The organism is Chryseobacterium viscerum (genome assembly GCF_025949665.1).
GTDB lineage: Bacteria > Bacteroidota > Bacteroidia > Flavobacteriales > Weeksellaceae > Chryseobacterium > Chryseobacterium viscerum_A.
Window position 1 is genome coordinate 85034 of sequence record NZ_JAPDFT010000001.1, and the last position, 14011, is coordinate 99044.

Sequence of the window (14011 nt, forward strand, 5' to 3'; positions counted from 1 at the left end):
ATTAGTTCGTTTTATTTTTTGCTTTTTAATTGAAAAACATTTCCTTCCGGATCAGTTCCGTCACAGAGCCAGAAAGGGTAGTTCTCAAAAGTTTTGATCTCTCTCATCGGAATGTTTTTTGAGACCAGTTCATTTCTTGCAGATTCTATATCAATGTCAATTTCAAAAACGAGTTTGGTATTGTTGTCGAAGAGATATCCGGCTTCTATTTTTTCAAGATACTGATCTCCTATTTTATGTAATCCGATATGGGCACCTCCGGCATCAAGCAACACCCAGCCTGGATCTTCCTCAATCACTTTCAGATTAAAATAATCCACATAGAAGTTCCTAAGCAGCTGCACATTTTTTACATACAGAATAATAGTTTCAAGCTGGGCATTCATGTCCTGACTGTTTTAAGATTAAGCTTCGTAAATAAGTTGTACCACACCGGATTTAAAAACATTAGTGGCTACCAGTTTTAAATTTAATCTTTCCTTTACATCTTCAAAAAGAGGTTTGCCTTTTCCTAAAGCAACCGGATGAACAGAAATTCTGTAGGTATCAATCAGGTTATGCTGGATAAATGTTTTAATAAGGCTTGCACCTCCATACAGCCAGATATCTTTTCCACCCTGTTTTTTTATTTCAGACACTTTTTCCAGAATATCAGAACTGATGAAAATGGCATTTTCGTCTTCTCTGTTTTGACTGGAAAACACAAATTTATTTTTTGAATGTACCGCTTCCCAGAGTTTTTGTTCTTCCGGACCTGCATTTTCTTCCGGCTGATAATGTCCCCATGCATCATAGCTTACTCTCCCGTAAAAAATGGTGTCTATCCCTGCCAGAAACCCGTCAAAATCCATATCACCATCCATGATGCACCAATCAATTTCTCCATTGGGCCCTTCAATAAATCCATCTAAAGTAGTGGCCAGATCTAATATTACTTTTTTCATTTTTTTTATTTATTAGTGATTTTGGGATTGAATATTCTGTAATAACAGGAAAGATAGGCATATTTTACTTCTTTTATGACGAAATTCTGACAGCTTTATTTTATTTGCAGGCTCGGTAACCCCTATCATTACAGCAGAGAACTGAAGAGGGTAGCACTCACTGTATAAAATTCATCGTAGTAATTTGACTTGTAGATCTTGTTGATTTTTACTTTGCTTAGAATATTTTGTGCAGTTTTGGATCCTGAAGGAACTTTAGTTACACCGTATATTTCTCCATAAATACAAAATCTGCATTATTAAACGATGATTTTAAAGTGGATTTCCCATTACATTTGCAAGCTAAAACCTTTACAGAAAGTAATAATAAAGAAAGTAAAAAAAACTCTGAATTTCATGGGGTTTGTTTTTTTCTTGATTGAAAGAACTTTATAATTGCAAAAGAAAATCCCCATATCACAAATCCAATGATAATAACAAACAAATCAATATTTGTAAAAGAAAAGTTTGAAATCTTCCAGTCTAATCCAAAGAAAATGACTGCAATGAAGTAAATAAAATGGTAGATCAGGATCGATGTTGTAAGGTTTATTTGTTTTTTTAAGTTGATAGCTAATATTAAAATTGTTGAAACTGCTAAAGAGACAGCAGATACAATCATAATCCCAATGGGCAGCATTGCAACATCTCCACTGGGTAATTTAAGTAGTTTGATATACTCAGCAGTTATTATAGTATTTAAAATCCCGATTAATAGTAGGATTCCGATGGTCTGTAGGGTCTTCATTTTTTTGAGTTCATTATTATAAAAAATGACCAAATATAATGTGCTTAATTGATTGCTATCCAAATCCTTTATAGATTGAACAACTCAGTTATTTTTTGATATAAATTATTCAAATACTCGTCTTTGGAAGAGCAATTGCCATTACTCATTTTTATAAAACTGTTTTTCTTAAGGGCATGAATAAATATCCCACTTCCATCCGTACATATCGAAGGAACATCATAGTTATTGTTAATCCAAAAATTGTTTTCAGATAATAACTTTATAAATTGTGTATATTGCTCTTGAGTTAAATCTTTTTGTACAAGAATTCTAAATCTGGAATCTATTTTTTCACCTGTCTTTTGATCATATTCATGGGTAAATATTTTCTTTTTAATAAGAATATATTTATTTCCGGTTTGTTCAATTCTGATTAAATAATTGTCTCTGAATGCTGACCATTTGAAAAACTGGTAGACTTCATTATTTTCTTTAAATGTTGATTTGTCAATACACTCCAAAGGTTTTTCTTTAAGTTCTTCAGACACATATTTACACCTGTTATCATTATCCTGAGCTGTCAGAAAAATAAATGGAAAGGTGAAAATGACAGAGAGTACTTTTTTCATCAGTTAAAAGTTTTTATAAAATAGTAAAACCGTTCTTACAACGGAACGGCTTTGGATATATTGTCAACATAAACAGGAAAGACAGATTAACGGTATGGCAGATTGATTTCTTCAATTTTTGCTCTCAAATCTGCAATGGTATAGGTTTCTGAATTGCATTGAATCTCCGGAATATCATGTTTGGATAGGAAATCATTCAAATCATCACAATCTTGCAGAATATTAAATTCCTTGTTATCTAAATCTAAAACAATTCCTTTGGTTTTCCCATTGATGGAGTAGGTAAGAGGACTTAATGCACCTAAGAATGCTTTCGACCATAAGCCTTTCATATTTTCTTCAAAATAAATGAACCTCCCATAATTCAAAACTTTACAAAATCTTGAATATTGATCCGGATCATATCCATTGTCTTTCTTGTTGGTGTATTTTCTATAGGTTTGAAAATACATTTCTCCTTTATGCGAAACGGCTAGTGGAAATTTAACTCTTTTATTCTTTTGCTTAAAGTAAAAAAAAGCTTTGTCCGGCAGATCAAGAGAATCACATTTTTCACAGGCTTTGAAATATACTTCTTCGGTAGAAGACGGTTTTTTATTTAAAACATCTTCAAGGGTCATATAAATACCTTCAGGGAAATCTCCTTTTTTTATGAATTGATATTGTTTTTCCTGGCCGACAGCAATGTTAAAAATAAAAAGTAAACAAAATAAAATATAAGGTTTCATGAAAGTTTTATTAGTTTTTCAAGGGCTAAATTACAAAAAGTGGTGAAAATTTATTCCGTATCATTATAAGAATTGACTTTATAAATCAGTTGAAATTTTACAGTACCTTTCTTTGAATGGGGATATTTTTCTTTGTTTACCTGCTTTTCAAATTCTTTCATAATTTCCAGATCAAGATCATCTTTAACAGCAAATTGAATTTCATTTTTCTTTTCTCCCAGTTCAAACTGAACCATTATTTTTCCTTCATTTTTAGAGTTCTGAAATAAATTTTCAAAAATTCTGTTCGTTTTTTCCATAACAGATTTCATATCCTCCACCGAAGAATTGGCCTGTAATTCAGGATCACTGCTTAACAATATTACTTTTTCAAGCTTAGTTTCTTTGTTTCCTTTATCGGTAATATAAACCTCATTTCCATTTTGATACGTTTTGAAAGTACCATTCGTTTTATATGTTCCGTTGTCAATAGGGTTATGGTAAGTATTTTTATTAGGAATTTCATCCAGCCAAAATAACTTCATATTTTTTTTCAGAGAGTTTAAAATATACAGATGGTTTTCGGTCTGCAGCACAAACAAGGGCTCTTCAATATCAAATGAAATGGTTGACCAGTAATATTTCAATTCATCTTCATTGGCTTTTCGTATCTGATATTTTCCGGAAACTTCTTTTTTTACTTCATCCCAAATCTTTTTGGAATCCTTTAGATTCTTGGACATTTTTCCTTCTATTTCCATATCGTCAATATGAAAAATTAGACTGTCCGGAATACTTTTTAAACTTTCAAGATTTTTAAACCTTTTCCAAAGCGTTGGACCTATGATTAAGTTATCTCCCAACAGATCATCATTGGTCGTATTCGTAAGGCTTTCAGTGAGTAATTTTTTTGCTTTTTCATTTATTTTGTCATCAGCATAATTATAAACTACTCCACCGGGAATAGTTATTTTCTCTGTGACTTGTGCTTTGACTGAGTTTACGATAAATAATAAGAGTAGAAGGATTTTTATTTTCATGGGTTGTTTTTCATGGGCATAAAGTACAAAAATTGTGCTTTATATTTTTTCTGATGTTAATGTTTTGCTGCAGATATTATTTTCTAAACTGCAAAGTCTGAATAGCCTTTAAAAGTTCAATCTGATTTTCCTTTTTTAGGTTTGTTCCGTATAAATTAAAACGGATTTTTCCTAAAGATACTGTCTTAATGCTGTCGATATAAACTCCTGTCATCCCTTTTCCAATTTGTTTTGGGGCTAATATTTTTGCCTTGTACCCATCAATTTTTTTATAGGTTATTTTACTTTTGATGAAATCCTCCTGATTTGCATCTTCATTGAGGATCATAAATGCGGTAGTATCAGCCTCTGGATTTACTTTTAGAAGTTCGTTCAAATCTTTTCTGCTAATAATTGCACCTGTGGGTTCTTCCAATGAGTTTGAATAAGGTCCGTAATCATAAAAAACAGAATCGTTATTTTTGGTGACGATGATTCCGGCATTGCTATCGTAAGCATCCGTTTTTAATTTGTTCCAGGTTTTGGGAGCCTGAATTTTAAAACTGCCAAAGTCCATTGATTTCGTTTTTTGTGAATGCTCAGAACAACTCAGTATAATAAAAGAAATTATAATGAATAAGGATATGTTTTTCATGGTTAGTTATTGTTAACATCAGAAATTTAGCTTCACTTTTTGTACTTCTGCTGTATTAGGTTCATCTATTTTGTTTGGTAAAACCCAATCTACATAAAGTTCTTTATTCTCAACATATATACTGTCAATACAATAATGGGGAAACAGGCTTGAACAGTTTTTCCAGTGTTCTCCCAGGTATTGTTTCTTCTTTCCAGTAATATTTTCTGCAACTAATTTATAAGGGAGAGAGTCTGTTTCATAGATAACAATACCGTTTACTTTATCATAAGCCAGAGTATTTTCATATAACTTGACCTCGTTATTGTTAAATGGCAAAATTAAATCTGTCCACGTATCACTCCCATTTGAATGTCTGAGACACATATATTGATCATTACTCCATTGTAATGTTGTTTTATGATCAAGGTAATTGTTACTAACAGTCTTTGAAGAACGATAAGTCTTTTTTCCATCACTCCAGTGTAGAAAAGAGGTTGAATCTGTTGCCTTAACGATTTCAAATGTGTGCTTAGAATTAATAGTTTCAATTTTATCTGATGAATGACAACCCAGGATGACAGCGCAAAAGAATAATAAGAAGAGAGATTTCATGGTTTTGATTAGTACTCAAATCTACATATAAATGTTAGAATAGTAATATTAAGATTAAAAATAAAATACCGTTCTGAAAAACAGAACGGTATGATGAAATTTCTAAATCTTTTTATTTGCAAATTAAACATTCGCTGCCTCTTTCAATGGTATTGCACCAGGTGGATTTTCTGACAATATATGACGTGGGGCTAATTTCCTTTCGGACAGTTTGTAACTGCGATTCGGCTTCAAGTTTTGAGGTGTATCCCATCAGAACTGTTCTGAATGAGCTCCCTTTTTTAATTATATTTGAATTCTGGTTAATCTTAATTGCTTTGCCAAGATTGATATTGGCTCTATCTATATCATTGTCACCTGCTGCTATAATAAACCATTCAGCATTATTGGGAGTACTTGATAATGGGGTCTCGAATAAATCTACTTTTCTTTGGTTCTCTTCATTTTGTTTTATCTGTTTGGGAGTTGGGTTCGCTTTCAGAGTGTCTTGTTTTAAGTTGCTCCGTGCTTCGACATAATCGTCATACTCCTGTTTAATAGTAGCATAATAATTGGTCCAGGATTTTTTCATTTCACCGCTTGGAGCTACTATGGAAAGGTATTTTGCAAGCTGAAGTCTTACTAGTGGTTTTTCTTCGTTTTTAACATCGTTTACGTATTTATCAAAATATTGAAGTTCTTTAATATCCTGATCCCTCTCTTTAAATAGATCCGTTACAATTAAAGTGACAGTACTGATAGCAAGAGTTATGATCACCCATTTGAAGTAGTTTAAAAATTTCTCAAGTTTATCTGGATCTAAGCTTCCTTTTTTAATCAGATAATACACTATAAAAATGGACAGCAAACCTATCACAATAAAGAAAAGATACAGATAGAATGAAACGGTTCCGGTATTTGATAACATGGTATGAGTTTTTATGGTTAGTAAATTTCTGATCATGTTTTGTTTCAAACATTCAATAATCAAAATTACCAAGCATAAGCTTACCTGTCAATAACCCTTTTGTGGTAGATTATATAAAAAAACATTCTGGTTTTCAGAACAATTTTGAATGAATTTATTAATTTTTTGATAATAACTGATCCCATTTAAAATAAAGGTTCTCCATTGAGGTCAGTGGTAAGTACTTCACTCATGTAATCAAAAAAAGGGCGCATTGCCAATAAGGTGAGAAGGACTTCCTTTTGAAAATTAGCTGACAAAACTTCCTTATCTGTAAATTTCCGCATTACCAGGAATTGTTTTTTTCTGATCAAATCTATGGACGGATGATTTTTATCAAAACCACGAGGTGCTGTTTTTACAGAATCTCCTTTAAGCTCTCCAAAATATTTTATAAAAGATTTATCTGAGGTAATTTTTTCAATTTCTGAGCTGCTGATCTCAAACTCTTTACGGATACGGAGCAAATCCTTTGCTTCCGGACTCCAAAATCCGCCGCCTACAAAACTGTTGCCCGGTTCCAGCTGAATATAATATCCGCCTCTCAACATCGGTTTTGAGCGTGAATATCCAACTCCGAAATTGGTTTTATAGGGTGTCTGATCTTTTGAAAAACGAACATCTTTGTAAATCCTGAAAATATGGATTCCCTTCAGGTTATCAAATTCCTGAAGTTCGGTATAGATCTGATTAAAAAAAACTTTGTTTTCTTTTATAATGGATTCGTATTCAGATTTGTGCTTGGCAAACCATTCCCGATTGTTGTTTTCTTTTAAATGGGTGAGAAATTCAAATGTTTTTTTCATATTTTTATTAAGTAAGGTTATGCTTGTGTCCATTGTAGCTCAATGTATTTTGTACAGTAGTTTTTCATATCATCATATCCATCGAGTAAAATTGCTGAACCACCTTTTTTCACCACTTCCTTTACTATTTTATAATTTTCTTTCGCTCCATCGGGGCCTAGTCCAACTAAATCAAAAATAATATTATTTGTATTTGAAAGAGTAGTATACAATGATAATAGCCGTCTCGGGCTGCCTGTAAGTGTATTGACTTTTATTTTTTTATTGATCCCTTCCGTCTCGTAAATTTTTAAGGCATAAGGACTAGCAGGATTTGCATTCTTCTTTAAGTATTCTCCCACAGTCATAGGATAAAAAATGTATCTAAACTTAGATTCTCTGAAATGTTCAGCAAAAGTCATTTTTTTATGGATGATAACATTTTCATGGTATGTCTTACCACAAAATAGATCCTTAAGAAACATTTCCGTTTTATAAAAGTGTGTTCCGTTGAAAAGATTTATAACAATAATTTCTCCTTCATTGAGTGTAAACGGAGGGACGTAAAACAGGTCTGTTTGTATTCCTTTATTTTCGATGATCATTTAGATGTTTTTTGGTGCAAATATAAACGATGTATAAAAGAATAAGTGTCTTTGAGTTTCATGATTATTCCCTAATTCTTAATTTAAGTCTATTAAAAGCCTTTTTGGTGAAATAAAACTCTATTGCAAATAATGAATAAAAAAATAGCACTAAAATTATGACAAGTACAATATCTCCCTGAAAATCAGGTTCGATAATTTTTTTTATTATAGTGAATAAAAATAATAACAGAAGAATTGAGAACCAAATATATCCAAAAAAGCTTAATCTCAATCTGGGATTTTGAAGATCATTCTTTTTAAAAATAATGATTAAGGTGGGAAGAATTGTTAAGAAAGATGTTTTTATTCTTGTCACTTCAATTCTGTTTTTAAACTCTCTGCCATAGAATAATTTTCCATCACTAGCCAATGAAGCTGTATTGGCTAAATCTAATATCATAGAACTTCTCTTTGAGTTTTGTCTGACTGCTTCCTCAATTTTAATAGGACTAAAATTTAAATTCATTTTAATCATAGTGTTTTTTTGTGCTTGATTACCAATTGTTTTTTATTTTTAGAAAAAGTATCCACCCACTAATTTCACAAATACCTCTCTGTCTCCGATTTTATAAATGGTTAGTACACTGCCATCTGGGAGTTGTTTCATTTTTTGACTAAATTCATCTCTCGGTCCTGAAATAGCCAGTTTTTCAAGTTGTTGTAGAACTTCTCCAGGGGTTAAAACACAAATTGCGGTCTCTTCGCTTTTCCCATCGCCACTTTTTTCTATGGTTTGAATGATTAAATCCTTTTGTTTGGAGCACAATTCCTTTTTTTCATTATTATCAAGTGCACGATAAATATTCATCATATCATCCAGTAAATCTTTATTGAGGGGATTGATAGCATATTTTGATTCAGCTTCAGTAACCATTCTTTCTGCTTTACTTTTTGACAGTTTTTTTTGAGCAGGTTTCCAGAATGTTCCGGATTCACTGTTATAATTTCCAATGGTGTAATCAATTTTTATGAATTTACTTCCGTAATACAATTGATTCAACTGCTCCTGAGTCAATTCAGAAGGATTTACTTTGAATACATCTAAAAGCTTATAAAAATTTTCCTGTGGATTTTCGGTGACATTCTTTTTAATAAGATCCGTATTTATTTGTGCAGAGAATGCCTGAAAGATGAAAACTAAAAGGCCTGAAATAATATATTTTCTCATTGTTTTTTTTATTGTTTAAATTTTACTCTTCGGATGTAGTTGGAGGTTTAATATAAAAATTTTGGCTTTTAAACTCAAAACTTCTTGGTGTTTCGGTTAATTGTAAAGATTTTTTTGTTTTATAGATCCAATGGGCAAAGCTACTTAATGATTGGGGTGCATCATGACTATGAACTTTTATAGTTTTCCTGATTTTACCTTTTTTAATAAAGAAATTGTAATATTCCCCATCCTGATACTTTTCAAAATATAGGGTGTCTAAACTTTTGAAGTCTATATTCGAAATAAAGCTATCCAGTTTTAATTTTTGACTTTTATTCAGGGCTGAAATGTAGCTGGTTTTACTTCTTGGTAACTGGTTGTTTTCCGGAGCCCAATTTTCATACAAAAAAATTGAATCATTTTTATTGCTGAATTTTATTGAGAAATCTGTTTCAAAAGTATTGCCATAGGAAAAATCAAATTCATCGAATTCTTGCTTTTTACATCCCATCAACAAAATGAGGATCAATACAATCAGTATTTTATTTTGTATAAACAACTTTAGTAGGTTTATAATTTTTTATTCGTCTTTTGTTTTCCAAAGTAATATTTCTGTGTCACTCAGTGTTTTATATTGGTGATCTATTTCATTCCAGAAATTGATGATGGTATCTTGTTGTTCTTTGTTTTTCAAAACAGCAATAATATGAGTTTCTACATCATAATCTTTAGGATAATGCATGTCAAAATCAACACTGGCCCAGCCATTAGTTATAATCTGACATAATCTGTCAACATCATCAGTATTTACATACTTTCTCCTTACAATTCCAGCTTTAATACTTTCAAAAGTATTGATGATTCTGTATTCATCAAAAAGATTGTCTGGCAAATGTTTGTAATAATGCTTATTGTTTGATCCGGAACCCAAGATGGTATAATTCTTCTGTGCTTTATCAAAAACAATAGGTCCAACTCCAATTAATTTTCCTCTTTCATCATCTTTATCATATTTTTTATGCTTCCAGAAAATAAAAATATAAGGCTCTGTTTCATAATATCTGAAGATGGTATAATCAGGATGAATTTCATCTTCAATCATTTTTTGTACTAAAATTTCGTCTATCATCAATTGTTTTGTTTCTGTGTACTTAATTTTCTTTTGTATCCTGTGAATATAGATTGCTATCTGAAAATTTTAATCTGCTGTAAAACTTCTTTCTCATTTTTAAAACTAAAAATATAGTTTCCGGGCTTTACTCTGGATAAATCTATCGTTTTATTATAGTAAGCAAAACCTTTGCTTATTTCCTTTCCATCTAAGGAGTAAACGGTAAATCCAAATTGATTGCTGTTATTTTTATTGCTGATGATAAAACAGTCCTTTTGCGCATTGGTATACATTCTTGTTTTGGTTTCACGATCTTCATTGGCTGTATTTGAAGAGAGGGCACTCTCGGTAATATCAGCTGCTTGTAAGCTTTTAATCGCTGATTTGGTTGAGGACGCTGTACTTCCGCCGATGATATATAATTTATTGTTATATACCTCTGCTGTAGCGTGTCTTCTGGGAATCATATTGGAGGATAACTGATGGAATTTATTGGTTGTCGTATCAAAATAGGCCAGAAAAGTCTGATTATTATATCCTCCTGCAATAAAAATCTTATCACCGGATACGGCTAATGAATGTCCGGATATTCCAGCAGGCATTGTGTATTGATTGGTCCACCGATTAGTGTTGAGGTCGTAGACATTGATCAGTCGGGATGAGGTACCATTAAAACCACCAATGACATACAATTTATCATTCACAATTTTGCCCTTTGTTTCTCTGGCTGTGGGCATATCCGCTAATGGATGCCATGTATTGGAAGCAATATCATAATACTGGAATCTATTAGAAAATACAGTGTTTTTGGCTCCATTTAATCCGCTGCCCCCAAATACATATATTTTTCCATTATGGATGGCAGAGCCTGCATTTCCAGTATAGGAACGGTTAACAGCTCCTTTCGTTACCTTCTGGGTTTCAAGGTCTACAATTTCAAGATGGCTGTTTCCCCAACCGTTAAAAATATAAACTTTATTATCGTAAGTCTCCGAATTAGCAAATTTTTTAGAAAGCAGAGAAGAATTGAAAACACTCCATTTATTGTCAGTAATATTATATTTTTCAATATAGTTTGCGTTACCGCTGTTTTCCTGATATCCATTGCTTACATATATATTATCATTCACGATTACACTGGTTGTGGCTCCTCTGCCCACGGACATATTGGCGAGAGTTTTAAATTGAAGCGTTTGTGCATGGATTAGCATTGAACCCAACAATGAAAGGAATAATAATTTTGTTTTCAATGGCGTTAAGGTTAAGTGTTTGTTTTGCATATTTATAGAAACAAATATATGTAAAAGCTGAATCTGAAGTGGGAGACTCCGGATTTTATTTTTTGATGGCGCAAAGTCTCCCGGCTTTGCGGAGGGGTAAGCAAAACGTTTACTGATGGTTTTCTCGTCTATGGAGATAGCGGGATATTCAAATTGAACATTATTTCATTAATCTCCGCCACTTGTGTGCTTTTAATAGAGGAAGAAGGAAGAGTGGTTGTATTTCCACCGATGATGTATAATCTATTGTTATATACTTCTGCTGCTGCGTGTCTTCTGGGAATCATATCGGATGATAACTGATAGAATTTATGGGTAGTAGTATCAAAATAGGCCAGAAAATCCTGATTACTGTAATCACCTACAATGAAAATCTTATTATCGGCTACTGCTAATGAATGCCCGGATATCCCAACAGGCATTTTATATTGATTGGTCCAACGATTCGTGTTAAGGTCGTAAACATCTATCAGATTAGAAGAATTTTCGTTAAAACCACCAATGACGTACAGTTTATTATTAACAACCTTACCTTTTGTTTCTTTGGCTATGGGCATATCCGGTAATGAATGCCAGGTATCTGAAGCAATATCGTAATACTGAAATTTATCAGAATATATAGGGGCCCCGTTTAATCCGCTGCCTCCAAACACATATATTTTACCATTATATATGACAGAACCGGAACCGCCGGCATAATAAGGATTAATTGCTCCTTCGGTTACGGTATTGGTTTCAAGATCTACAATTTCAAGATGACAGTTTCCCAAACCGTTAAAAATATAGATCTTATTATTGTAAGCCTCCGAATTAGCAAATCTTTTGGGACTTAGAGTAGTATTGAGAATACTCCAACTGTTATCGGTAATATTATATTTCTCAATATAATTGACTTCGTTATCTGCTGTATAGCCATTGGACACATAAATATTATCATGCACTATTACACTTGCTATGGCCCCTCTGCCTGCTGACATACCGGCGAGCTTTTGAAAATGAAGCGTTTGTGCATGGGCCAGCAATGAGCCCAAAAATGACAGGAATAATAATTTTGTTTTCAATGGTAGTAAGTTTTAGTGTTTGTTTTTTTATGGTTCTTTGCTCTGACTTTAGGATTCAACCCTATCAATACTTTTATTAAATCATAAAAATATATTTCTGTATTTTTGGATTCAGATATTTTAATTTTGCTTTTTAATTCTTCATAATTTGAATATTCAAAGCCTGAAATCCTTTCAATAATTTTATTTTCTTTCACAAGAAACAATGTGTTATATTTCCTATGCTTTGCAAATTCCTGTTTTTCAAAGAAATATTCTAGATCGTTGAAATTGTATTTTTTACAGTTAAATATTTTTTGAAATGTAATATCTTCTTTAGTGATTATAATCTTCGTATGAATTTTATAAAAGAAAGTCCATATAAAAAATAAAGCACCTAATAGAAAAGCTGTTTTTAATATGATCATTATATTGAAGGCGCTTATTAGTCCTTTCACATTAGAGTAAATAATGATTGAAAAAACCAGAGATAGTATGAAGGTTAAGAAATGAATAATTAAAAATGATTCAAAGTTTATTTTTGATTTTACCATGTTATGTTTTTACTCAATTGAATTTTGCTAAGTTAAAATATTAAAGTGAGATCATTTTTAAAGAAGTAATAAAGTCAGAAAACTCTGCGTAGCAGAGGTAGAAAATCATCAGTGATATCCTTTTATTTTTTGTAAAATAACAGCATTATTCTTATTCGTATTCTTTTCAATGAGGAGATCTAAAATCTCTCCGTATAACGCTCTTTGTTTTTCGTTGGGAGCGTTCATAGGGTTGATTTGAACTAATTTTCCATTGGAGTATACAATGATAATGTTTGTTGACATCCCATCGGTGGCAGGTTTTAAATCCTTATCATTAAAATCTTCTGATGTAAAGGACTCTGATATTCGCTGAATTCTTTCGATATCATTTTGTGACAGCTTAATTTTAAAAGGCTGCAGTTCCGGCCTTTCATTAAGATATTCAAGATGTTCCTTCTTTTCTTCAGCGCTCCTTTCTTCTCCATTTTCTTTTGGAGGTGGTGGAGGTGGAGGATTATAGGAAACCGGGCTGTAAAAAATCAAATATTTGTCAGTGAAATTTAAGATGGTTTCAGCAGGAAGATGAAAGGTGGGATAGTATCCTATTTTTATCAGAACAGCCTTAGGCTTTTCAGTTTTGTGGGCATTATTTTTCTTACCACAGGAAAATAGAAGTACAAGACAAAATAGTAGCAGTGTAAAGTATTGCATCGATGAAAATATGTAAAATTTTACTTAGTATAATCCCCTGCAACAATAGATTTTTCCATTGTACTTACAATCTCGGAAACAGGAATAGTAAATATCCCGGCATTTCCTTTATCGAATTCTTTTTTCCAGTAAAAATATCCGTCCATTTCAAGAGAATCTGTTTTTTTGTAGGTCACCTTTTTCAGATTGATGACACTTTTGTCCAAAGCTTCTTCTGATATGGGAATATGGCTGATGTATTCTGCAAAACCTGTAGGGCTGGCAGGGTTTTTCATCTTCAAATCACTGATGGAGATATGAATTACTTTTCCGGTTTCAGGATATCCTTCAATCTTTAAAATTTTAAGAATGGAGTTTTTCTCTGCGGGACGGGTTTTATAATTCCATTTCTGGCCGACGCGGTATTGGTTATTTTTTTCGCAGCCGGAAAACAGTAAGAGTATTCCTACGATTAAAGTATAGAATTTCATGAAGGGAGGTTATTAGTT

General features: G+C 32.2%; 20 protein-coding genes. All 20 read right to left on the reverse strand.

Features of this window, described 5'->3' with window-relative positions:
• Positions 1-11: 11 nt before the first annotated feature.
• On the reverse strand, positions 12-386 hold the full coding sequence (locus OL225_RS00455; protein ID WP_264516917.1) for a VOC family protein: 375 nt from the start codon (positions 384-386) through the stop codon (positions 12-14).
• A gap of 18 nt (positions 387-404) precedes the next feature.
• Positions 405-944: a dihydrofolate reductase family protein gene (locus OL225_RS00460; protein WP_264516918.1), complete on the reverse strand. Its 540-nt coding sequence runs from the start codon at positions 942-944 to the stop codon at positions 405-407.
• Positions 945-1338: 394 nt separating this feature from the next.
• On the reverse strand, positions 1339-1731 hold the full coding sequence (locus OL225_RS00465; protein WP_264516919.1) for a hypothetical protein: 393 nt from the start codon (positions 1729-1731) through the stop codon (positions 1339-1341).
• 68 nt (positions 1732-1799) lie between these two features.
• A complete protein-coding gene (locus OL225_RS00470; protein WP_264516920.1) occupies positions 1800-2342 on the reverse strand; it encodes a hypothetical protein in 543 nt (180 codons plus the stop codon).
• A gap of 86 nt (positions 2343-2428) precedes the next feature.
• Positions 2429-3070 (reverse strand): hypothetical protein, encoded by a 642-nt coding sequence (locus OL225_RS00475; RefSeq protein WP_264516921.1) that lies wholly within the window; start codon positions 3068-3070, stop codon positions 2429-2431.
• Positions 3071-3120: 50 nt separating this feature from the next.
• Positions 3121-4089: a hypothetical protein gene (locus tag OL225_RS00480; RefSeq protein WP_264516922.1), complete on the reverse strand. Its 969-nt coding sequence runs from the start codon at positions 4087-4089 to the stop codon at positions 3121-3123.
• A gap of 76 nt (positions 4090-4165) precedes the next feature.
• Positions 4166-4645 (reverse strand): hypothetical protein, encoded by a 480-nt coding sequence (locus OL225_RS00485; protein WP_264516923.1) that lies wholly within the window; start codon positions 4643-4645, stop codon positions 4166-4168.
• A 96-nt stretch (positions 4646-4741) separates the two neighbouring features.
• Positions 4742-5317 carry a hypothetical protein gene (locus OL225_RS00490; RefSeq protein WP_264516924.1) on the reverse strand — a complete coding sequence of 192 codons (576 nt, stop codon included), beginning with the start codon at positions 5315-5317 and terminating at the stop codon, positions 4742-4744.
• Between the two features lie 112 nt (positions 5318-5429).
• Positions 5430-6224 carry a hypothetical protein gene (locus OL225_RS00495; protein WP_156118491.1) on the reverse strand — a complete coding sequence of 265 codons (795 nt, stop codon included), beginning with the start codon at positions 6222-6224 and terminating at the stop codon, positions 5430-5432.
• Positions 6225-6409: 185 nt separating this feature from the next.
• A complete protein-coding gene (locus OL225_RS00500; protein WP_264516925.1) occupies positions 6410-7069 on the reverse strand; it encodes a DUF2461 domain-containing protein in 660 nt (219 codons plus the stop codon).
• Positions 7070-7086: 17 nt separating this feature from the next.
• Positions 7087-7653 (reverse strand): hypothetical protein, encoded by a 567-nt coding sequence (locus OL225_RS00505; RefSeq protein ID WP_264516926.1) that lies wholly within the window; start codon positions 7651-7653, stop codon positions 7087-7089.
• A gap of 64 nt (positions 7654-7717) precedes the next feature.
• Complete coding sequence (locus tag OL225_RS00510) at positions 7718-8161, reverse strand: hypothetical protein (RefSeq protein WP_264516927.1); 444 nt, start codon at positions 8159-8161, stop codon at positions 7718-7720.
• Positions 8162-8209: 48 nt separating this feature from the next.
• Positions 8210-8863: a DUF4919 domain-containing protein gene (locus OL225_RS00515; protein ID WP_264516928.1), complete on the reverse strand. Its 654-nt coding sequence runs from the start codon at positions 8861-8863 to the stop codon at positions 8210-8212.
• 22 nt (positions 8864-8885) lie between these two features.
• Positions 8886-9374: a hypothetical protein gene (locus tag OL225_RS00520; protein WP_264516929.1), complete on the reverse strand. Its 489-nt coding sequence runs from the start codon at positions 9372-9374 to the stop codon at positions 8886-8888.
• Between the two features lie 51 nt (positions 9375-9425).
• The gene (locus OL225_RS00525; protein WP_264516930.1) at positions 9426-9974 is read right to left on the reverse strand and encodes a hypothetical protein; all 549 of its coding nucleotides are present in this window, start codon (positions 9972-9974) and stop codon (positions 9426-9428) included.
• 56 nt (positions 9975-10030) lie between these two features.
• A complete protein-coding gene (locus OL225_RS00530; RefSeq protein WP_264516931.1) occupies positions 10031-11236 on the reverse strand; it encodes a T9SS C-terminal target domain-containing protein in 1206 nt (401 codons plus the stop codon).
• Positions 11237-11364: 128 nt separating this feature from the next.
• On the reverse strand, positions 11365-12297 hold the full coding sequence (locus tag OL225_RS00535) for a Kelch repeat-containing protein (RefSeq protein ID WP_264516932.1): 933 nt from the start codon (positions 12295-12297) through the stop codon (positions 11365-11367).
• The gene (locus OL225_RS00540; RefSeq protein WP_264516933.1) at positions 12294-12830 is read right to left on the reverse strand and encodes a hypothetical protein; all 537 of its coding nucleotides are present in this window, start codon (positions 12828-12830) and stop codon (positions 12294-12296) included. The genes OL225_RS00535 and OL225_RS00540 overlap by 4 nt, the downstream gene beginning before the upstream one ends.
• A gap of 108 nt (positions 12831-12938) precedes the next feature.
• On the reverse strand, positions 12939-13523 hold the full coding sequence (locus OL225_RS00545; protein ID WP_264516934.1) for a hypothetical protein: 585 nt from the start codon (positions 13521-13523) through the stop codon (positions 12939-12941).
• A 20-nt stretch (positions 13524-13543) separates the two neighbouring features.
• Positions 13544-13993: a hypothetical protein gene (locus OL225_RS00550; protein ID WP_264516935.1), complete on the reverse strand. Its 450-nt coding sequence runs from the start codon at positions 13991-13993 to the stop codon at positions 13544-13546.
• Positions 13994-14011 lie beyond the last annotated feature (18 nt).

Coding starts and splice junctions, on each gene's coding strand:
- OL225_RS00455 (WP_264516917.1), bottom strand. CDS start 386: ATGAATGCCCAGCTTGAAACTATTATTCTGTATGTAAAAAATGTGCAG.
- OL225_RS00460 (WP_264516918.1), bottom strand. CDS start 944: ATGAAAAAAGTAATATTAGATCTGGCCACTACTTTAGATGGATTTATT.
- OL225_RS00465 (WP_264516919.1), bottom strand. CDS start 1,731: ATGAAGACCCTACAGACCATCGGAATCCTACTATTAATCGGGATTTTA.
- OL225_RS00470 (WP_264516920.1), bottom strand. CDS start 2,342: ATGAAAAAAGTACTCTCTGTCATTTTCACCTTTCCATTTATTTTTCTG.
- OL225_RS00475 (WP_264516921.1), bottom strand. CDS start 3,070: ATGAAACCTTATATTTTATTTTGTTTACTTTTTATTTTTAACATTGCT.
- OL225_RS00480 (WP_264516922.1), bottom strand. CDS start 4,089: ATGAAAATAAAAATCCTTCTACTCTTATTATTTATCGTAAACTCAGTC.
- OL225_RS00485 (WP_264516923.1), bottom strand. CDS start 4,645: ATGGACTTTGGCAGTTTTAAAATTCAGGCTCCCAAAACCTGGAACAAA.
- OL225_RS00490 (WP_264516924.1), bottom strand. CDS start 5,317: ATGAAATCTCTCTTCTTATTATTCTTTTGCGCTGTCATCCTGGGTTGT.
- OL225_RS00495 (WP_156118491.1), bottom strand. CDS start 6,224: ATGTTATCAAATACCGGAACCGTTTCATTCTATCTGTATCTTTTCTTT.
- OL225_RS00500 (WP_264516925.1), bottom strand. CDS start 7,069: ATGAAAAAAACATTTGAATTTCTCACCCATTTAAAAGAAAACAACAAT.
- OL225_RS00505 (WP_264516926.1), bottom strand. CDS start 7,653: ATGATCATCGAAAATAAAGGAATACAAACAGACCTGTTTTACGTCCCT.
- OL225_RS00510 (WP_264516927.1), bottom strand. CDS start 8,161: ATGAATTTAAATTTTAGTCCTATTAAAATTGAGGAAGCAGTCAGACAA.
- OL225_RS00515 (WP_264516928.1), bottom strand. CDS start 8,863: ATGAGAAAATATATTATTTCAGGCCTTTTAGTTTTCATCTTTCAGGCA.
- OL225_RS00525 (WP_264516930.1), bottom strand. CDS start 9,974: ATGATAGACGAAATTTTAGTACAAAAAATGATTGAAGATGAAATTCAT.
- OL225_RS00530 (WP_264516931.1), bottom strand. CDS start 11,236: ATGCAAAACAAACACTTAACCTTAACGCCATTGAAAACAAAATTATTA.
- OL225_RS00540 (WP_264516933.1), bottom strand. CDS start 12,830: ATGGTAAAATCAAAAATAAACTTTGAATCATTTTTAATTATTCATTTC.
- OL225_RS00545 (WP_264516934.1), bottom strand. CDS start 13,523: ATGCAATACTTTACACTGCTACTATTTTGTCTTGTACTTCTATTTTCC.
- OL225_RS00550 (WP_264516935.1), bottom strand. CDS start 13,993: ATGAAATTCTATACTTTAATCGTAGGAATACTCTTACTGTTTTCCGGC.